The organism is Sphaerisporangium album, assembly GCF_003323745.1.
GTDB classification, from domain to species: Bacteria; Actinomycetota; Actinomycetes; order Streptosporangiales; family Streptosporangiaceae; genus Sphaerisporangium; species Sphaerisporangium album.
The window spans coordinates 540,119-559,633 of the sequence record NZ_QOIL01000002.1; the positions used below are offsets into that span (position 1 = coordinate 540,119).

Genomic DNA, 19,515 nt, shown 5'->3' on the forward strand with positions numbered 1-19,515 from the left:
CTCCCTTCTAGTTCTTGTCGTCCCGCGAGACGCGCAGGTAGATGGCGGAGAACACCATCAGCACGATCATGAGCATGAGTCCCAGCGCGCCGCCGCCGCCGAAGTTCCCGAAGCTGAAGGCGTACTGGTACATCAGGTAGGCGACGGTGACCGTCGCGTTCTCCGGGCCGCCGCCGGTGAGCAGGTACGGCTCGATGAACACCTGCATGGTGGCGACGATCTGGAGGAGCAGCATCACCAGGAGGATCAGCTTGGTCTGGGGGACGGTGACGTGCCAGATCCGCTTGAACAGGCCGGCGCCGTCGAGCTCCGCGGCCTCGTACAGCTCGCTGGGGATGCTCTGCAGCGCGGCCAGGTAGATCAGCGTGCCGGTGCCGAGGTTCATCCAGGTGGAGACGATCACCAGCGAGATCAGGGCGGTGCTGGTGGAGTCCAGCCAGCTCAGCCCGGGGAGGTGCACGAAGCCCAGGATCTGGTTGAACAGGCCGGGGCCCGGGTCGTAGAACCACTTGAACAGCAGCACCGCGACCGCCGGGGGCAGCATGACCGGCAGGTAGACGACGAACCGCAGGTACGCCTTGGCGTGGCGCAGCTCGTTGAGCACGATGGCGGCGACGAACGGCACGGCGTACCCGACGATGAGCGCGAGGCCCGTGAACGCGGCCGTGTTGATCCACGCCGGGGCGAACGCCGAGTCGTCGATCACCGTGCGGAAGTTGTCCAGGCCGACCCACTCGGGCGGCCCGACGAAGTTCGTCTTCTGGAAGCTGAGGAGGAACTCCCGCACCATCGGGTACCAGGAGAAGAACGCGAAGCAGATCAGCGCCGCGCAGAGGAATCCGTACGCCGTCAGGTTGCGGCGCACACCGCGTCGCACCGCCCCCGTGGTGCGGCGCCGTGATCCCTTCACGGTCATTGTGGTCATCGGTTGAGCTCCTGATTTCGACGGTGACCGGCGGGGTGCCGGCCTGTGGGCCGGCACCCCGTGCTCAGATCAGCTTGACTTGGCCAGGATGTTGTTGACCTTCTTCTCGGCGTCGGAGAGAAGCTGGTCGATGTTGGCGTCCTGCCGGGTCAGCACCGCGGACATCGCGGTGTCGAGCACGGCGTAGATCTCCTGCGCCTTCGGCGGCTCGAGCTTGAACGGGATGTTCGCGGCCCCCTCGACGTACGGCTTGAAGTGGTCCACCGGCACCGTCGCGAACTGCGTACGCTGCTCGTTGATCTTCACGCCCTCGGGGGCGGAGCCGTAGAGGTCCGTGGTCGGCAGGCCGACCGGCAGGCCGTCGGTCTTGGACCGCTCGTAGTTGAACTGGCCCTGTCCGGGGGTCAGGAACCGGTACTCGAGCCACTTGAGGCCGGCCTTGATCTGCTCGGGCGTGGCCTTGGGGTTGAACATGTAGCCGTCGCCGCCGCTCAGGGAGGCCTTGGCCTCGGGCAGCGCGGTCACGCCGTAGTCCTCGAACTTGCCCTTGAAGTCGTTGTTGACGGCCTGGACGACGTCCGGGGCGCCGATCATCATGCCGAGCTTGCCGCTGCCCATCATGCGCATGAGGTCTTCCCAGCGCAGGAGCTGCTTGGTGCCCATGCTGTTGTCGGTCCAGCGCATCGTCTTGAGGTTCTCGAGGACGGCCTTGCCCTCGGGGCTGTTGAAGGCGGCCGTCTTGCCGTCGGGGCTGACCATCTCGCCGCCGCGGCCGTAGATCGAGACCGTGAAGTGCCATCCGCCGGTGTTGCCGGCGCTGTACTCGCCGTACCCGACGTAGCCGGGGCCGAGCGCGGCGATCTTCTTGGCCGCGGCCTGCACCTCGGTCCAGGTCTTCGGCGGGGCGTCGGGGTCGAGCCCGGCCTGGGTGAACAGCTTCCGGTTGTAGACGAGGCCGGTGCCGTAGTTGGTCCGCGGGATGCCGTAGACCTTGTCGCCGCTCTTGAAGACGCTCATGACGTCCGGGCGGATGTCCTTCAGCGTGCTCACCGTGTCCAGGTACGGCGTGATGTCGGCCGCCTGGCCAGAGGCGATGATCTTCTGGACGTCGGTGTAATAAACGTAGAAGGCGTCTTCCATCTCACCGCCGGCGAGCTTCGCCTGGAAGGTCTCGGGAACGATGCAGGGGAAGGCGTCCTTGCTGTCGATCGTGATGTTCGGGTTGAGCTTCTGGAAGGCGGCGACGTCCGCGTCCCACTGAGCCGCCTCCTTCGGGTTGCTCTTGGGCGGCTTGCAGCCGATCGAGAAGCTCACGGGAGCGTCGCCGCTCGGAGCCGCGGAGCCCTGGGACGACGTGGCCTCAGGAGTGCTGCCGGAGTCGCTGCCGCCACATCCGGCGGCGCCGAGGGCGAGTCCTGCGGCTAGCAGGATCGCAAGGTTGCGGGGTTTCATAGATGTTTCCCTCCTGGACTGCCCCCGACTACGAGGCTCAAGATCTGGTACGGGCTTCGCGAACCGGTTGGGAGCAACATATAGAGGCGGACATATGACAGCAAGAGTTCGGCGTGCATGATGCAAAAAAGTGACAGTGACCTCGTTGCCACGGGTATGTGACCTTGACGTCACACCGGTCGAATGGGCTGGTCGCGCAGCCGGGCGGGCGCCGTGGAACCGCGCACGACCAGCTCGGGCTCGAAAAGCAGCTCCTCCGCCGTGACCGAACCGCCCTCGATCTGGCTCACCAGCAGCGTCACCGCCGTCCTGCCGATGGCCTCGATCGGCTGGCGGACGGTGGTGAGCGGCGGGTTCGTGCAGTTCATGAACGACGAGTCGTCGTACCCGACCACCGAGACGTCCTCGGGCACCGAGAGGCCGAGGCGCCGCACGGCGCGCAGGACGCCGAGCGCCATCACGTCGCTGGCGCAGATGATGCCGGTGATGCCGTTCTTGATCAGCCGGGTGGCGACCGCCTGGCCGCCCTCCAGGGAGAACAGGCTGCGTTCGATCGAGTCAGGCCCCAGGTCAAGCCCCGCGCGGCGCGCCTCCGCCTCGAACGCGGCGAGCTTGCGCCGGGAGGGCACGTGGTCCTCCGGGCCGAGCACCATGCCCACGCGCGTGTGCCCGAGCGAGGTCAGGTGGCCGAACGCCTGTTCCACGGCGACGGCGTCGTCGGTCGCCAGGCAGGGGAAGCTCAGCTCGCTGATCGCCGCGTTCACGAGGACGGCCGGCAACCGCAGTTCGAGCAGCCGGAAGTAGTGTTCGTGGGGGGCGTCGGCCTCCATGTAGTGGCCGCCGGCGAACACCACGCCGGAGACGTGCTGTTCCAGCAGCATCTCGACGTAGTCCGCCTCCGACAGGCCGCCGGCGGTACGGGTGCACAGCACGGGGGTGAAGCCGCGCTGGGCCAGGGCGCCGCCGACCACCTCGGCGAGCGCCGGGAAGATCGGGTTGCCGAGTTCCGGCAGCACGAGGCCGACGAGGCGGGCGCGCTCGCCCCGCAACTGCGTCGGCCGCTCGTACCCGAGGACGTCGAGCGCGGTGAGGACGGCCGCGCGGGTTGCGTCGGAGACTCCGGGTTTGCCGTTGAGAACGCGGCTCACGGTGGCCTCGCTGACCCCGACCTTCTTCGCGACCTCGGCGAGCCGACGTGTGGTCGACCGCCCGGTCGCATTGTCGCTTGTCACGCCCGCAAATATACGGCATACCTGCGCAAACAGTTTGCGACTTGTGGTCGGATGATTCACAACGCCTCTTGACGAACCCGCCAGGCTGTGCCCTTCGTCCCCCGGTGCCGTGACGCAGTCGTTACCTTGCACGTTTCCGTCGAAACATTGCGGACACCGCGGCGTCATCCTAAGGTGTGGGCAGTTCCGCAGGACGAAACGACGCCCGCGCCGCGCCGGACCGGGCCCTCGGGGACAGGAGGACGCGCCTGTCCCCGAGACCCTTCCGCCCGGCACCGCGCCACGGCCGGGTGTCCGCAGGATGGGCTGTCTTCGCCGTGATGGCATGTTGTGCGTGAGAGCGTGCCTATGGCGTGCGAGGCGAGACGTCGGCCTGGGAAGTGGCCTTGTGCGGGGAAAAGAGTCTCGTGTCACGCTCGGGCGAGTGCCGGATCTGGCAGCCTATGGCCACGTGGTCCCCGCCATCGAGAGGCCCCCATGACGATCGAGTACGGTACGCGTCCCGCCTTTCCCTCCGAGGTCCGGCTGAGCGGGCATGGGCTGGTCCTGCGGGAGTGGACCGAGGATGACATTCCGGTGATGGCCCAGTTGTTCGACGATCCGGACGTGGCGTACTGGACGCCGCTGGCGAGCCCGTTCGATCTGGGGGCGGCGCGCCGCTATCTGGAGGCCGCCCGGCGGTCGCGGGCGGCGGGGGAGCGCCTCAACCTGGCGATCACCACTGACGGGGGCGAGGCCAAGGGCGAGATCCTGCTGAGCCGGGTGGGCTGGGGCGCGGGGACCGGCAGCATCGGCTACGCCGTCGGCGCCGCCCACCGGGGGCGGCGGCTGGCGGTGCGCGCCGTCACGATGATGGTGGAGTTCGCCCACTCCTCCGCGGGGCTCACCCACGTGTACCTGGAGATCGAGAACGAGAACGAGGCGAGCGTGCGGGTGGCCCGCGCGGCCGGGTTCGGCCTCACCGACGCCCCGCCCACGGTCCTGGAGGAGAAGGGCCGGAGGCTGAGCCTCCGGACCTGGGCCCACATCGGCACCTGACGTGCCCGTCCGGGGGGAGGGCCGGTGTGGTGGGGCGGGTCAGTGCGGCTGGTCCTCCACGTGGAACGAGATTCCGCCCTGGTCGTCGATGTTGGCGTCGAGGGCCTTGTCCTCGAGCACGGACGCCGCCACAGGGTCGAGGTAGACCTTGGCCCCTTCGCTCTCGACCACCTTGTCGGTGGTCTCGGGCCCTTCCGCGACGGAGAGCATCAGCGAGCCCGCGTCGTCGCCCTGGGACGAGATGCGGATGCCCTTGTCGGTCGACTCGGACTGGGCGTTGAGGTCCCGGATCACCTTGGCGGCGGTGTCTGTCAGCGTGAGCATTGCGTCTCCTCGCCAGGGTTGACGTGTTCCAACAGTTCGGCCTTTGCCTCCCATGAAGGCGATAAACCGTTCTGTTTGATTCTGCGGGTCGAATCTCGCTAAGGATCCGTTGACGCCTCGTTGGCCTGATCTCCGGACACCCGTCGTCCCAGGGCCAGGCGGCACTCACGAGGACGCCCGGCCCGGCGGCGGGGGGACGGTGTGATCAGGCCCGGTGGCCGCCGGGTGAACGGGAAGGGCCTCTTCGGCGACACACCCTCCGGCTACGCGGCGAAGGCATGGCGCGGCCCTGCGCGGAGGGTCATAGTGGAGCGGCGGGACGTAACCCGATCCCTGTCCCGCACCGGAGGGGCGGGAGCGGTGATGGTCGTCGTCGGCACGTGGAACCTGGAGAATCTGTACCGTCCGGGCGGTGAGTTCGGGCCGCGCGACGAGACGGCCTACAAGGCCAAGATCAAGGCCCTCGCCGCCACGATCAACGGCTTCGCCCCCGACGTGCTCGGCGTCCAGGAGGTCGGCCACCCCGAGGCGCTGGCCGACCTGACCGACGCGCTCGGCGGCGAATGGCACGTCGCGCTGTCACGCCACCCCGACGCCCGGGGCATCCGCGTCGGCGTGATCAGCCGGCTGCCGCTCACGGCGACGGCGGAGGTGAGCGCCTTCACCGCGCCGCTGGCGGCCGTGCAGCACGACGACGACGGTCCCGGCACCGACCAGACCAGCCGCGGCATGATCGCCGTCCAGGTGGACCCGGCCCCCGGCGTCACGCTGGACGTCGCCGTCTGCCACCTGAAGTCCAAGCTGCTCAGCTTCCCCGGGGGCAGGTTCGCGGCCCGCGACGAGGGGGAGCGGGCCAGGTACGGCGCGTACGCGCTGTACCGGCGGGCGGCGGAGGCGACGACGTTGCGCGGCCTCGCCGACTCGCTGGTCGCCGGGCACGGGCAGCGGCGGGCGGTCGTCGTGGTCGGCGACTTCAACGACGAGCCGCAGGCCGCCACCACGCAGATCGTGCTCGGGCCGCCCGGGTCCGAGCTGGGCACGCCGGGCGCGCTCCGCCCGGACAGGGGCGACGCCTGGCGGCTGTGGAACCTCGCCACGCTGATCATGCCCGAGAACGAGCGGTACTCGCGGATCCACAACGGCAAGGGTGAGCTGATCGACCACATCCTGGTGAGCCGGGCGCTGATCGAGAAGGTCGGCGAGATGCGGTCGGTGGTCGGCCACGGCCTGCCCTCGATCACCGAGGACCCGAACGCCCGCCGCGACGCCGCCGACTCCGACCACGCCCCGCTCTTCGCCCGCCTCGACCTCTGACGGACGCGGGCCGGCCGGAGACGCGCCCTCCCAGGCGGCCTCCGGCCGGCGCGCCCGATGTCAGCGCCAGGTGTCGTTCCTGGTCGCGGTGCCGGTCGAGGGGGTGGTGAAGGCGCGGTTCGGGTCGCTCTCCCAGGTGACCGAGCCGTCGGAGTTCTTCTTGATGTACTTGTACTGGATCGCGGTGCCGGCGGGGAGGTTCACCGTCGCGCGCCAGATCGGATAGGTCGCCGAGGACAGCGGCACGGCGCTCGCGGGTGCCCAGGACCCCAGCTCGGGGACGTTGCCGACGACGAAGACGTTCTGCCCCCAGCTGGTCGTCACGTCGGCGTTGAAGGACGTCGCGATCGACGTGGACGGGGGCGGCGTGCCGCCGACGCGGATGGCGACGGCCGCCTTGGGCGGGACGGTCACGGTCGCCGTGCCGCCGGAGTTCACGGTCACGGTGCCGCCGCCGGTCAGGTTGGCGTAGGTCCCCGCGGCCAGGCCGGTGGAGAACGCGCCGGTGTGGGAGCCGGTGCCGTTGTTGATGGCCACCCAGCCCGTGGAGCCCCGGCTGAAGGCGATCACGCTGGAGCTCGGCGCGCTCCAGTTGGCCACGGACGTGCCCCTGACCGCGTTGCGGAAGCCCACCATGCCGTTGATCGCGGAGTCGCGGTGCAGGCAGGTCCAGCCCGAGCAGTTCGCCGCGGTGACGTACCCGTTGCCGTCGGAGGGCGGGGAGGCGTCGTTGTCGGTGAAGGTGAAGCCGTCGTAGATCTGCGGCGTCCCGTGGTTCCAGGCGAGCTGGAAGATGTTGGCCAGGGTGTAGGTCGCGCCGCTCTTGTAGGTGAGGGTCGAGCCGTTGCGCTCGGTGTCGTGGTTGGTGACGAAGGTGACGGCCTTGGCGCTCGGCTGCATGCCGCCCCACGAGGCCCCGAAGGTCTGCAGCTCGGAGATGTTGCCCTCGAACTTCTGCTTCAGGTACCGCCCGTACTGGAAGTCCATCACGTCGCCGAGCCCGGTGTACTGGCTCGGCTGCACGGCCTCCCCGGCGCCGTAGATGACCTCCTGGAAGATGTACGGCGACCCGGTGACCTGGCCGTAGATCGCCGACAGGTCGGCGGGGCTCATGTGCTTGACCGCGTCCACGCGGAACCCGTCCACGCCGAGGGAGATCAGGTCGTTGAGGTAGGCGGCGATGCGGGAGCGCACGTAGCTCGCGCCCGTGTCCAGGTCGGCGAGCCCGACGAGCTCGCAGCGCTGCACGTTGTTCGCGCTGCCCGCGTAGTCGGCGTCGTGGATGGTGTTGTCGGAGTTGCCGCAGGCGGCCGGGTAGTAGTGGAAGTCGGGGGACGAGTACGTGCCGGGATAGGTGTACTTGGTGAAGCTCTTGCCGCCGTAGGACGTCGCGCCCTGGCCGGTCATGTGGTTGATGACCGCGTCGGCGTACACCTTGACCCCGGCGGCGTGGCAGGCCTGCACCATCGCCTGGAAGCGGGCCCGGTTGCCGAGGCGGCCGGCGATGTCGTAGGCGGCGGGCTGGTAGAGCTCCCACCAGGAGTGGACGCCGGACCGCTTCAGCGAGTCCTGCGGCGGCGAGACCTGCACGCCGCCGTACCCCGCCGGGCCGAGGACGTTGGTGCACTCGGCCGACACCGAGTCCCAGTTCCAGGTGAAGAGGTTGGCGATCACGTCCTTGGAGCCCGGCGGGGCGGCCTGCGCGGGCGCGGCCGTCAGGGGGACGGCGAGCAGCGCGAGCAGCAGGGTGAGGACGGCGGCGAGGGTGACGGGCCGGGCGGGTGGGGTGAGGGGAGGGGATTTGTAGGATCTCACGTGGGGCCTCCAGCTTGGATGGATGCGAACCCGTGCCGGGCCGGGTGCGGCAACACCCGGCCCGGCGGTGTGCCCCCCGGTCAGGGGGGTGGTGCGCCCTACGACCGGACGAAGACCGCCACCGTGCGGGGCGGCACGGTCAGCGTGCCGGTCGGGGAGTCGAAGGCGGACCGCTTGACGACCGGGTCACCGGAGGCGGCCTGCACGGGGTGGAGGGTCACCTGTGTCCCCTTGAGCGCGGCCACGGTCTGCGCCTGCTCCTGCGGCGTCGCGTTGAACACGACGGTGATCGACTTCCAGCGCGGGTCGACGCCGGTGGAGTCCAGGTGCATGGTGAGGACGCCGGGCGTCTCGTCCGCGCCGCTGGTGGGGAACGACAGCCGCTTCTGCACCTCGGCCAGGGAGCCGAGCGAGAAGGCGGGCGACGACGCGCGGATCTTCAGCAGTTCCCCGGCCCGGCCCCGGGCCGCGCCGATGTCCGCGCAGCCCGGCCTGAGCGCCGGGTCGGCGAGCAGCGGCTTGGCGTAAGCCCACTTGGAGCCGTTGTCGGCCGCCGGCGGGAGCCCGGCGCCGAAGCCGTTGCCCGCCGCGCAGTCCCACAGCAGCCGGTTGAACCAGTCGCCGGAGTCGTAGGAGTTGCGGTCCAGCGACTTGGACCGCAGCCGCTCGCTGCCGGCGTGCAGGAACGCGGTGCCCTGGGACAGCAGCACCGAGGCCAGCGACAGCGACTGCATGCGCACCCGGTCGGCCATCGCCGTCTCCTTCGGCAGCTTGTACGCCAGCGCGTCGAACAGCGTCTCGTTGTCGTGGGCGTCGGCGTACGTCACGGCCTCGCCGGGCGCGGCGGTGTACCCGGCCGGCGAGCCGTTGTAGTCCACCTCCGACCCCTTCACCTCCGTCCCCGAGGACGCCGTGAACCGGTAGTCGCGCAGGTTGCCCGCCAGCCCCACCTTGATCAGGTCCTGGTAGTGGAGCAGGCGGGCCCGCTGCTGCTCGGCGGTGCCGTTGGCGGGCGAGCCGTTGGGCGCGCCGGCCAGGCCAGAGCCGAAGCCCTGCACGCGCGGGTCGGCGTCGAACGGGCCGCCGCCGCGCACGGCGTCGCGCAGGCGGTCGTTGAAGGTGCCGACGCCGGTGCCCGCCATGTTGGCCTGCGTGGCCTGGACGAACCGGGCGTCGTTCGCCACCTCGCCGAAGTTCCACCCCTCGCCGTACAGGAGGATCGACCTGCCGTCCACGCCGTCGCGGGCGAGGGTCAGCCTGTCCAGCGCGGCCCGCACGGCGAGGATGTTCGCCTTCGGGTGGTGGCCCATCAGGTCGAAGCGGAACCCGTCCACCTTGTACTGCCTGGCCCACGTGACGATGGAGTCGACGACGAGCCTGCCCATCATGGCGTGCTCGGGCGCGGTGTTCGCGCAGCAGGTGGACGTCGCCACCGCGCCGTCGTCCAGCAGGCGGTGGTAGTAGCCGGGGACGATCCGGTCGAGCACCGACTTCGGGTCCTGGCCGGAGGCGAAGGTGTGGTTGTAGACGACGTCCATGACGACGCGCAGCCCGGCGCCGTTCAGCCCGGCGACCATCGACCGGAACTCCTCCACCCGCCGCGACCCGTCGGGGTCGGTCGCGTACGACCCCTCGGGGACGGTGTAGTGGACGGGGTCGTACCCCCAGTTGAAGGAGTCCTTGGCGGCGGTCTTCGCCACGCACGCCTGCTGCTCCTCGGAGTCGGCGGGCATGGCGGCGAGGTCGCACGCCGGCTCGGCGCGGTCGGCCCTGCGCTCGGGGACGCTGCCGATGTCGAACGCGGGCAGCAGGTGCACGTGCGTCAGCCCGTCCACGGCGAGGGACCGCAGCTCCCGCATGCCCGCCGACTCGCGGGTGAACGCCTTGTACGTCCCCCGCTCGGCGGCCGGGACGGTCGCGTCGGAGGCGGAGAAGTCGCGCACGTGCAACTCGTAGATCGACGCCTGCTGCGGGGGCACGGCCCGGGGCTTGCGCAGGGACGTCCACCCCGCCGGGCGCAGGTCGCGGTCCGACAGGTCCACGAGCTGGCTGCGCACGGAGTCGGCCGCGAGCGACACGCTGTAGGGGTCGGTCACCTCGTTGGTCACCATCTCACCGGCGGCCGGCGCGTACACCGTGACGAGGAAGGTGTAGTAGCGCCCCTTCCAGGCGGGCGTGCCGCGCACCGACCAGACGCCGGTCGCGTCGTCGCGCCTCATCGCGTGGACGGTCCGCGTCGTGCCGGACGGGCCGTCGTAGAGCGCCAGCTCCACCGTCCGCGCGGTCGGCGCCCAGACCGACAGCCTGGGCGAGGACGACGGCCACACGGGGCCGAGCTCGGCCGAGGCCGCCCTGGCGTACACGTCGTCGAGCACGCCGGGGATCTGCACTCCGGTCGCCGTGAGCAGCGCGCCCGCCGCGTCCCGCTCGACCGCGACCACCTGGCCGCGCAGCGCCGCCTCGACCAGGCCGGCGTCACGCGGGTCCACCGTGAGCGCCGCGTAGGACGCCAGGTGCGGCCACTTCGCCTTCTGCGCGTCGGTCAGCCCGCCGCCCGGCAGCAGCCGGATCAGGTGGACGTCCCCGGTCAGATCGCCCTTCTCGTACGCGAGGTCGCCCTTCCCGGAGAACGCGAGCGCGTAGTGCAGCGCCGCCGACGGCTCGACGTCCCAGGCCACGGTGTCGCGGTCGATCCAGTGCGCCCGCGCCTTGGACAGGTCGGCGTCCGCGCCGCGCGCCGGGGGCTGCGGCAGCAGGTACCCCTCGGTGGCGGCCAGGCGCCACGCCTCGTGGCCGGTCGTGGTCAGGTCGAGCGACTGGTCGGACGGCAGGTCCTTCTCGTCGCCCTTGTGGATGATGTAGCTCAGGCCGGTCGCCCCCTCCGCCAGCGGCACGCGGAAGTACGCGCCGAAACCGTCGGTGCCCGCCGGCCGCAGGGGCGCCGCCCACTCGGTCGGGGTCGCCGCGCCGGTCCAGACGTGCAGCCCCCAGCCCTCGTAGTTCCCGTCCGGGCGGTGGTAATGCAGGATCGCGACGTTCTCGGCGGCCGCCCGGGTCGGGAAGATCCGCGAGTCGCCGGAGTTCACGTACACGTCGGGCCGCGCCGCCGGGGTGAACGACTGGTCGGGGCCGGGGTCCTTGGTGTCGCCCTTGTGCGCGATGTAGTTCAGCGGGACGGTCGCGTCCTTGAGGGGCACCTTCCAGAACGCGCCGTAGGAGTCGGTGCCGTCCGGTGGGCGCGGGGTCGCCCAGTCGGTGCCCGCGCCGTCGGCCAGGCCGTCACCCCACAGGTGCAGCCCCCAGCCGTCGTAGTTCCCGTCCGGGCGGTGGTAGTGGACGGTCGCGTAGCCCTGGGCCGCCGCGCGCGAGGGGTGGACGTCCGGCCTGCCCTCGGCCAGCCAGATCTCGCCGGTCCGCTGGGGGTTGACCAGGCGGTCGCCGCCGTCCTTCTCGTCCCCCTTGTGGGTGATGATCCCGACGCTCGCCGCGCCGGGCTTGAGCTTGATCCAGGCGAACCGGCCGTAGGCGTCCTCGCCGGTGAGCGGCAGCGGCGAGCCCCAGTCGGTGGGCTGCTCGACGTCGCCCCACACGTGCAGGCCCCAGCCGTCGTAGTCGGCGCGCTTGTAGTGGACGACCAGCCAGTCGCGCTTGACCGCGCCCGGGTCCTCCGGCGCGGGCGGCGCCGCGACCGTGACCGTCTCGGACGCCGAGGCCAGCCGGCCCGCGGAGTCCTTCACGATCGCCTTGTAGGTGATCCTCGTGCCGGCGGCGAGGCCGGTGAGGTCGTGGAACACGCGGAACGCCCGGTTCGCGCCGGTGGGCGCGTCGTCGGTGCCCAGCACCTGCCACCCGCCGTCGCCGGCCTTGGCGGCGAACGTCACCTGGTCGAAGCCCGTGCCCGGCACCGTCGCCGTGACCGGGATCCTCGGGTCGGCGGCCGTTCCCCTGACCTCCGCGCCGGGCAGCGCGATCGAGACGGCGGGCGCGGCGGCGGGGGTCGCGAGCCTGGCGGAGGCGCGGTAGACCACGGCCGACAGCGGCGGCACGGTGACCGTCAGCGTGCGGTCGGCCGCCGAGGTCACCGCCGCGGCCGCGTCGCCGTACACCTTGGCGAAGGCCATGCCGGCGGAGTACGTCGGGACGGCGGCGGTCGCCGGGGTCTCGGCGTTGTTGACCGCGACGACGTACTCGACCCGCTCTTTCGCGCCGACGCGGCTGAACGCGTACAGGCCGTCCTTGGCCAGGCGCTCGACCTGCGCGCCGTCCGCCAGCGCCGGGTGGGCGTCGCGCAGCTTCGCCAGCGCCGCGATGCCCTGGTAGAGGGGGTGGGTGGTGGCGAAGTTGTCCTGCGCGTGGGTGGCCGTCGTCCCGATCAGGTCGTCGGTCAGGTAGCTCGGGGTCCTGGAGGCGAACATCGTCTGGCGGGCGTCCTTGTCGCCGCCCTTGCCGGTGAAGCCCTGCTCGTCGCCGTAGTAGACCACCGGCTGGCCGCGCGTGAGGTACATCAGCTCGTGGGCGAGCAGGTCGCGTCGCAGCAGCTCGGCGTCCGGCGCGCCCGGGTTGTCCTGGGAGACGAACCTGCCGATGCGGCCCATGTCGTGGTTGCCGAGAAAGGTCGGCAGCGAGTACGCGTTGTCCCGCGCGCTCGTGTGGTAGTCGTCCCCGGCGTACAGCTGGGCGAGCCTCGCCGCGCCCGCCGTGCCGCCGCCGAACGAGCGCGCCGCCTCCTGGAACGGGAAGTCCAGCGTGGCGTCCATGCCGCCGCGCGTGGAATACCGGCTGGTCAGGGACGGGTCGCCGGAGTAGACCTCGCCGAACATGAAGAACTTCTCGTTGCCGAGCCTGGCCGCGTAGCCGTGCAGCGCCGGGCTGAACCGCTGCCAGAACTCCATGTTGACGTGCTTGGCCGTGTCGATCCGGAAACCGTCGATGCCGGTCTCGCGGACCCACGTCCTGTAGATGTCGATCATCCCCTTGACGACCTCGGGACGCTCGGTCCACAGGTCGTCCAGGCCGGAGAAGTCGCCGTACTCGTCGTTCTCGCCGCCGCTGAAGCTGGAGTCGCCCCGGTTGTGGTACATCGTCGGGTCGTTCAGCCAGCCCGGCGTCTTGACGCCCTTGGCGGCCACCGGCGTGTAGGGGAACGACTCGGCGTCGACCTCGGGGAAGGCGTCCCCGCTCGCGTAGGCGCGGTCGTCGAAGGGCCTGCCGTCGACGTCGACGTACGGGTACGCGCCCTTCGACCGGTAGGAGTAGGTCTTCTCCTTGTAGTCGACCACGTCGGCGGTGTGGTTGGTGATGATGTCGAAGAAGACCTTCATCCCGCGCTTGTGCGCCTCGCGGACGAGCTGCTTCATCTGCGCGTTCGTGCCGAGGTGCGGGTCGATCGACGTGAAGTCGGTGATCCAGTAGCCGTGGTACCCGGCCGAGACGTCGGCCCCGGAGCCCTGCACCGGACGGTTCTTGAACGCGGGCGTCAGCCAGATCGCCGTGCTGCCGAGGCCCTTGATGTAGTCGAGCCTCCCGAGCAGTCCGGCGAGGTCGCCGCCCTGGTAGAAGCCCTTGTCCGCGGGGTCGAAGCCGGTGGCGAGCCGGTCGCCGGACAGGCCGCCCCTGTCGTTGCCGGGGTCGCCGTTGGCGAATCGGTCGGTCATCGCGAAGTAGAAGCGCTCGCGCGTCAGGTCGGCGCGGGCGGAGTCGCGGGCGAGGTCCTTGTCGGACGGCTCGGACGTGCGGCTGAGCGCCGAGACCAGTGGTTTCGCGTCCACCTGCGAGCCCGGGGCGGTCGCGGAGAGCGAGGCCGTCACGGAGGCCGGGGCCGTCGCGGCGGAGGCGGGGGAGAGGGGGGTCACGGCGGCGAGAGGGGGCGCGCACAGGGCCACGCCGAGGAGAATCACGGCCGCCAGGCGGCCGGTCCCGGACGTGGACGGCCTTCTCGCGTGCCGTGGGGGGAGTGGCCAGACCACCAGGGGCCTCCACGGGTTGGTGTATTTCACGGGTGTTGCCCGGAAATTACTCACAACCTCCGATCTATGCAATGCCTTACTGAAATTTCCAGCAACTATCCAATCGGCATGCTTCGAGGATCATGGTGGCCGGTGTCGCTGTCAGGCGGTTACCTCGTTCGGTGATTTACTGACCACGGATGGCGAGGGTTTCGGCCCGCCTCAAAGCGGTATCGATGCCGGGTTCTCTATGAGATGCGAACTAAAATGCTATATGTCTTCTTTGGTGGGATAAATGGTGATTTGGGGCTTTGGCGGCAGCCGCTGGTCCTCAAGGCGTGGCGTCCTCCGACCTGCCGGGGACGCTATCCCCGGCGCGCGCTGCCGGGAACGCCCGGCTCCGGCCCGTTCCGCGCCCTCCACCGCTGCCGCACCGACACCCCGCCCCGCCCGTACTGCGCCTTCCGCCGCCCCAGATGACCCCGCGGCCTGACCGACCGGAGCGAGGTCACCGGTGCCGAACCACCCGTCCCCAGGCGCGGCCACTCCGGCCACTCCTCCACCCCGTCGGCGGCTGATCTGTTCACGCCGGCCGGGGACCGGCCCATGCGCGCCGGGGGTGGGCGCATGGTTCGGCCGGTCCCCGAAGCCTTGCGGGTGTCAGTCCGTCCCGGAGGCCCTGCGGCCGGAGGGGCGGGCGTCCGGTGGGATGCGCACGGCGATCTCCCCGCCCAGGCGGGCCCCCTCCGAGAGGATGAGCTCGTCGCCGCTCCAGAACCGTCCCGGGTCGTACCAGTTGAGCTTGCGCCCGCCGGGCAGCAGCCCCATGTCCTCGTACGTCGCGGCCACGACCTCCGCGCAGTACGCCGTCTCCAGCGCGGCGCTCGCCGCGCCCCGGCGCAGCAGCGGCACCCGCCCGCGCAGCCACCGGCCGGCCAGGCCCGCGGTGGAGGGGAACGGCGTGCCGTCCAGCCGCGCGATCGTCCGCAGCAGGGCGTCCTCCATCTCGCGCGTGACCGCCGGGTCGAGCTGCCGCAGCCACGCCCGCTGACCGTACCGGGTGGCCCACACGACCACCGCGTCCCGCAGATCGTGCAGCTGCACCCCGCGCTGATGCGTGCCCGTCCACATGTCCGGCAGGGACTTGCCGAGCTCCGCGTGCCACATCAGCGGCGGCAGATCCTCGATCACCACCGACATGCCGACGTGGTTCACCGGGCTGTTGGTCGTCATCTGGATGGCGCGATCCGGAACCGTGCGCCCCCGGAACAGCCAGACGTCACCGGTACGCGTCAGTTCGATCGCCTCGTCGAGGCCGATGCTCCCGCCGGACATGCCGATCATGCCAGTAGCCTAGGCACATGCGTTGGTGGAAGGTACTCGGATTGGCCGCTTTCGCGGGGGTCGCCGCGACCGGCGTGGTGATCGCCCGCGCCGAACGCCGCCGCCGCACCTACACTCCCGACCAAATCCGCACCCGCCTCCGCGAACGCCACGCCGAGGCCGTGCGGGGCGAGCGGTAACGCGAGGGCCCGCCCCTGATGCGGGCCGCAGCCGTCCGTATTTCATCTCTGGCTTTTTCTGCCATCTGAACGTAATCACGTTCATTTCGCCACGCGTGGACGTGGCCGCTGCCCATGTATGACAATCGGGCTTGCTTTCTGCCGTAACAGAGAAGTTCTCTAGAGAACTCGACTGATGCCAGGAGTGGAGCCGGTGAGCGGAGCTGAGGGGAAAAAGGAAAATTCCAAGCTATTCGCGACACCAGCGGCAAATGAGGTCAGCGGTACCGTCTCGGGCCCCGCCGTCCAGGCCCAGTCCATCCACGGCGACGTGCGGATCAACGTCGGAGCACGTCAGGAGACTCCACCACCCGCGCAGCTCGCCCACGCGCCCGCCGTGTTCATCGGCAGGCACGCCGAACTCGCGCGGCTGGACGGATTTCTGGAAGGCCAAGAACATTCGCCCGATTCGCCGGCCCTCGTCGTCATCGCCGGCCTCGGCGGCGTAGGGAAGAGCTCGCTGGCGTTGAAGTGGCTGCACGGTATCCGGCACCACTACGGCGACGGCCAGTTGTACGCAGATCTTCGCGCTTCCGCGCCTGATTCCCCTGTTTCACCCGGTGAGGTGCTGGAACGCTTTCTCCGGGCCCTCGGAATCGCCCCGCAGTACGTTCCCGCGGTCCTCGACGAGCAGGCCACCTTGTTCCGTTCCGCGACCGCCGGGCGGCGGCTGATCATCATGCTGGACGACGCGTTCTCCGCCGCCCAGGTGCGCGCGGTCCTGCCGGCGTCCGGAGGAAGCCTCGTCGTGGTCACCACCCGCCGCAGGCTCTCCGGGCTGGTGGTGGACGGAGCCCGCGTCCTGGACCTGGATCCGCTCAGCCATGACGACGCCCTCGGCCTGCTCGGCCGCATGGTCGGGACCGAGCGCACCCACGCCGAGCCCGAGGAGGCCCGCGAACTCGTGACCCTGTGCGGGCGGCTCCCCATCGCGGTGTGCGCGTCCGCCGCCCGGCTGGCCCTGCGCCCGCGGTGGCCGATCAGGCGCCTGGTCGGCGAACTCAGCGGCGCCACCCGGCGGCTGTCGCTGATGAGCGCCGACGACGACATCTCGCCGCAGGCCGCGTTCGACGTCTCGTACGGCTCGCTCGGCGACGACGAGGCGAGGCTGTACCGGATGCTCGGCCTGCATCCGGGCGCGGACTTCGGATCCGGCGTGGCGGCCGCCGCGGGTGACATCGACCAGCCCGAGGCGTTCCGGCTCCTGGACGAGCTGGCCGGCGCGAGCCTCGTCCAGGAGGAGGGCGACGATCGCTTCCGCCTGCACGAGCTGCTCCGCCTGCACGCCCACGCGAAGGCGGAGGACATCGACACGGACGAGGAACGCCGGGCGGCCTTCACCCGGATCGCCCACTGGTACCTCCGTGCGGCCGTCGCCGCCGACCGCGTGGTGCTCCCCGGCCGCTGGCACGTGGGGCCGCTGTACGCGCAGGCCCCTCCCTCTTATGTCACCTTCGAAGAGCCCGCGCAGGCCCTGGACTGGCTGGAGTCGGAGCTGCCGAACCTGCGCGCGGTGGTGGTCGGCGCCCATGAGCGGAAATTGCACGATCTCGCCTGGTGGACGTGCGAATCGCTCTGGGCCGTCTTCCTCAACCGCAAGCATTACAGCACCTGGGTGGAGACCCACGAACTCGGCCTGGCGTCGGCACGGGAGTCCGAGGACCCGCGTGCCGTGCCCCGGATGTTGCTCGCGCTGGCCACGGCCTACCTCAACCTGCAGGAGTTCCGGCGCGCGGCCGAGATGTGCCGGCAGGCCGCGGCTCTGGCCCACGCCTCGGGCCACGACCTGGGCGAGGCGTCGGCGCTGGACAGCCTTGGAGTGGCGCACCTCGGCATGGGTGAGCCCGAGGAGGCCATGGCGCGGTTCGAGCAGGCCCTGGCCATCCACCGGCGGATCGGGCAGTCGCGGGGGGTCGCCCTGCTGACCCGCCGGATGGGCGAGGCCTCACGTGATCTCGGGCGGTACGACGAGGCGGTCCGATGGTTCCTCGACGCCTACTCCCTGTTCGGAGCCCTGTCCGAGCGCTACAACCAGACGCGCGTCCTGAGCGGCCTCGGGCGGACTCATCTGCTGGCGGGCAGGCCCGCGGACGCGGTCGAGTCGCTGACCGAAGCCCTGTCCCTGGCCGAGGCCATCGGCGCCCGCTACGAGCAGGCGGACATCGGCTCGTCGCTGGCCGAGGCGCTCGCGCGGACGGGCGACCGCGCGGGGGCGCTGGGCCGGCTCGCGCGGGCCGCCGAGATCTTCACCGAACTCGGCGCACCTCGACGAGAGGACGTCCTGCGCCGCCTGGACGAGCTCGCGGGCGGCGGTCCTCGCCGGGCGTGAGCGTCGCCGTTCCCAGCGTGTCGAGGCGGCGGCCGGCCACCGTCCAGGCATGGGCCGCGGCCGCGACCGCCCAAGGCTCCGGCGTGGCGAACACCGCGACCTGGCCGTCCCGCGTCCCGACGACGCACCGGCCGTCGGGCCGGGGCCGGACCGCCACCAGGCACCCTGGATGCCGTCTCAGCATGTCCTGCACCGTCTCCGCGCCCGGGTCGAGGCCCACGATCACGTCCGCCACCGCGAGCCGGTCGCGCTCGGCCGAGGTCACGCATACGTGCTCGTCCGCCACGACGACCCGGGCGCGGCCCTCCGGGGCCGGCTCAGTGATCAGGACGCGTACGTGCCTCACTGGACGACCGACCCGAGCGGGCGGGGCAGAGGCACGGGCCTCGTGACCGGATCGGCCTCGGGCTCGGGCAGCCGTAACAGGCGGTACATCGTCCGGCGGATCTCCCGCGCCGCGCCGCCCGGCGCGGAGGTCAGGTGCGCGCGCAACATGGCGGCGTTCGACGGCGACCACGCGCGCCGTGCGTCGTCGAGCTGGCCGGCGAGGGGCGAGCCCGGGTCCAGCACGGGGGCCACCTCCGCGAGGCGCGCGAACAGCGAGCCCGGCAGCACGTCGTCGGCGGCGAACGGCGCCAGAAGGGTCGGAACGCCCAGCGCGGCGCCATAACAGGCGACAGAGCTGTGGTCGGCGAGCATCTCGTCGGCCGCTACCAGCGCGGCCCGCCAGCCCTCCTCCGGCGGGAGCAGGGCCACGCCCGCGTTGATTGATCTTGAGAACCAGGCCGTGACCTGCCGTTTTCCGTGGGCGGCCCACACCTGGGGGTGGAGGACCAGCACCACGCGGAAGCGCTCGGAGGGCAACTCGTCCGAGAGCGCCTGGAGGAGCGACGGGTACCGCGAGATCAGCGACCCGCTCTGGTGGTGGCTCGACACCACGACCACTCTCTGCCCGGGCGAGGCTCCGAGGGCGTTCCGGTACGCCGTCCGGTACGGCAGGCTCGCCAGCATGCGGTCGAAGCAGGGGTCACCGGCCACGACGGCGGCCGGAAGGGCCTCGGGGCAGTGGGCCGCGAGCACCCGCCGATGGTCCTCGTGCGCCATCACGATGGCCGATGCGATGACCCGCCCGTACATGCTCAGCGCCTGCGCGCCGAACCCCGGGACGGCGCGCGGCGCGGGCAGTCCCGGGCCGCCGCGACGGGCCACGTACCCGTTGGGCCCTACGCCGTGGCTGAGGGTCATGATCGGCCCGGGCAGCCTTTCCAGCAGTCCGTCACCTGCCGCCACCACGAGATCCCAGCGCGTCTCGACCGCCTGGGACCAGGGCATCTCCCACGCCCCCGACGCCCGCAGGTGATCGTGCGCGCCGTTGGAGTACCGGGAGGACGGCGGAACACTGTACGCCACCTGCACCCGGCGATCCTCTTCGACCAGATGGACGACGTCCGCCAGTCGTGTGACGCCGGCCAGGTGGTGGGCCACCATCGCGACCCTGCGCTCGACCCCGTGTGTGTCGGCCATCCCCGCGCCGAAGGAGAACGGCCCGGGCAGCCGCCTCTGTTCGCATGTCATCGTG

Annotated in this window: 13 protein-coding genes; 4 read left to right on the forward strand and 9 right to left on the reverse strand. The window is 71.0% G+C overall.

Annotation, left to right across the window (positions count from 1 at the left end; translation table 11 throughout):
- Positions 1 to 7 precede the first annotated feature (7 nt).
- From DQ384_RS04815 to DQ384_RS04825, 3 genes are all read right to left on the reverse strand, one after another.
- Positions 8 to 925, reverse strand: a complete 918-nt coding sequence (locus DQ384_RS04815) for a carbohydrate ABC transporter permease (protein ID WP_114027429.1) — start codon at positions 923 to 925, stop codon at positions 8 to 10.
- 69 nt (positions 926 to 994) lie between these two features.
- A complete protein-coding gene (locus DQ384_RS04820; RefSeq protein ID WP_114027430.1) occupies positions 995 to 2,377 on the reverse strand; it encodes an ABC transporter substrate-binding protein in 1,383 nt (460 codons plus the stop codon).
- A gap of 170 nt (positions 2,378 to 2,547) precedes the next feature.
- Positions 2,548 to 3,609, reverse strand: a complete 1,062-nt coding sequence (locus DQ384_RS04825; RefSeq protein ID WP_245966249.1) for a LacI family DNA-binding transcriptional regulator — start codon at positions 3,607 to 3,609, stop codon at positions 2,548 to 2,550.
- A 477-nt stretch (positions 3,610 to 4,086) separates the two neighbouring features.
- Between DQ384_RS04825 and DQ384_RS04830 the strand changes: the two genes are divergently transcribed.
- Positions 4,087 to 4,647, forward strand: a complete 561-nt coding sequence (locus tag DQ384_RS04830; RefSeq protein WP_114027432.1) for a GNAT family N-acetyltransferase — start codon at positions 4,087 to 4,089, stop codon at positions 4,645 to 4,647.
- A 39-nt stretch (positions 4,648 to 4,686) separates the two neighbouring features.
- Here the strand turns inward: DQ384_RS04830 and DQ384_RS04835 are convergent, their stop codons facing one another.
- Positions 4,687 to 4,971, reverse strand: coding sequence for a HesB/IscA family protein (locus tag DQ384_RS04835; protein ID WP_114027433.1), 285 nt, complete (start codon positions 4,969 to 4,971; stop codon positions 4,687 to 4,689).
- Between the two features lie 363 nt (positions 4,972 to 5,334).
- Between DQ384_RS04835 and DQ384_RS04840 the strand changes: the two genes are divergently transcribed.
- Positions 5,335 to 6,285, forward strand: a complete 951-nt coding sequence (locus DQ384_RS04840) for an endonuclease/exonuclease/phosphatase family protein (protein ID WP_114027434.1) — start codon at positions 5,335 to 5,337, stop codon at positions 6,283 to 6,285.
- A 60-nt stretch (positions 6,286 to 6,345) separates the two neighbouring features.
- On the opposite strand, the gene DQ384_RS04845 is transcribed toward DQ384_RS04840, so the two are convergent.
- From DQ384_RS04845 to DQ384_RS04855, 3 genes are all read right to left on the reverse strand, one after another.
- Positions 6,346 to 8,100 carry a carbohydrate-binding module family 20 domain-containing protein gene (locus DQ384_RS04845; protein WP_114027435.1) on the reverse strand — a complete coding sequence of 585 codons (1,755 nt, stop codon included), beginning with the start codon at positions 8,098 to 8,100 and terminating at the stop codon, positions 6,346 to 6,348.
- A gap of 98 nt (positions 8,101 to 8,198) precedes the next feature.
- A complete protein-coding gene (pulA, locus tag DQ384_RS04850) occupies positions 8,199 to 14,066 on the reverse strand; it encodes a pullulanase-type alpha-1,6-glucosidase (RefSeq protein WP_245966250.1) in 5,868 nt (1,955 codons plus the stop codon).
- A gap of 639 nt (positions 14,067 to 14,705) precedes the next feature.
- Entirely contained in the window at positions 14,706 to 15,380 is a 675-nt protein-coding gene (locus DQ384_RS04855) for a hypothetical protein (RefSeq protein WP_114027436.1), read from the reverse strand.
- Positions 15,381 to 15,430: 50 nt separating this feature from the next.
- On the opposite strand from DQ384_RS04855, the gene DQ384_RS40970 reads away from it, so the two are divergent.
- A complete protein-coding gene (locus tag DQ384_RS40970; RefSeq protein WP_181871036.1) occupies positions 15,431 to 15,568 on the forward strand; it encodes a hypothetical protein in 138 nt (45 codons plus the stop codon).
- A 310-nt stretch (positions 15,569 to 15,878) separates the two neighbouring features.
- Positions 15,879 to 17,936 carry an ATP-binding protein gene (locus DQ384_RS04860; protein WP_181871026.1) on the forward strand — a complete coding sequence of 686 codons (2,058 nt, stop codon included), beginning with the start codon at positions 15,879 to 15,881 and terminating at the stop codon, positions 17,934 to 17,936.
- Here the strand turns inward: DQ384_RS04860 and DQ384_RS40265 are convergent.
- Together DQ384_RS40265 and DQ384_RS04865 are read right to left on the reverse strand one after the other, a co-directional pair.
- Positions 17,854 to 18,282 (reverse strand): hypothetical protein, encoded by a 429-nt coding sequence (locus DQ384_RS40265; RefSeq protein WP_147268641.1) that lies wholly within the window; start codon positions 18,280 to 18,282, stop codon positions 17,854 to 17,856. The genes DQ384_RS04860 and DQ384_RS40265 overlap by 83 nt on opposite strands.
- Complete coding sequence (locus tag DQ384_RS04865; RefSeq protein ID WP_114027438.1) at positions 18,279 to 19,511, reverse strand: hypothetical protein; 1,233 nt, start codon at positions 19,509 to 19,511, stop codon at positions 18,279 to 18,281. The genes DQ384_RS40265 and DQ384_RS04865 overlap by 4 nt, the downstream gene beginning before the upstream one ends.
- Between the last annotated feature and the right edge of the window lie 4 nt (positions 19,512 to 19,515).

Bases quoted from the DNA above. Each gene is read 5' to 3' on its own strand.
- DQ384_RS04815 (WP_114027429.1), bottom strand. From the start codon at position 925: ATGACCACAATGACCGTGAAGGGATCACGGCGCCGCACCACGGGGGCG.
- DQ384_RS04820 (WP_114027430.1), bottom strand. From the start codon at position 2,377: ATGAAACCCCGCAACCTTGCGATCCTGCTAGCCGCAGGACTCGCCCTC.
- DQ384_RS04830 (WP_114027432.1), top strand. From the start codon at position 4,087: ATGACGATCGAGTACGGTACGCGTCCCGCCTTTCCCTCCGAGGTCCGG.
- DQ384_RS04835 (WP_114027433.1), bottom strand. From the start codon at position 4,971: ATGCTCACGCTGACAGACACCGCCGCCAAGGTGATCCGGGACCTCAAC.
- DQ384_RS04840 (WP_114027434.1), top strand. From the start codon at position 5,335: ATGGTCGTCGTCGGCACGTGGAACCTGGAGAATCTGTACCGTCCGGGC.
- DQ384_RS04855 (WP_114027436.1), bottom strand. From the start codon at position 15,380: ATGTCCGGCGGGAGCATCGGCCTCGACGAGGCGATCGAACTGACGCGT.
- DQ384_RS04865 (WP_114027438.1), bottom strand. From the start codon at position 19,511: ATGACATGCGAACAGAGGCGGCTGCCCGGGCCGTTCTCCTTCGGCGCG.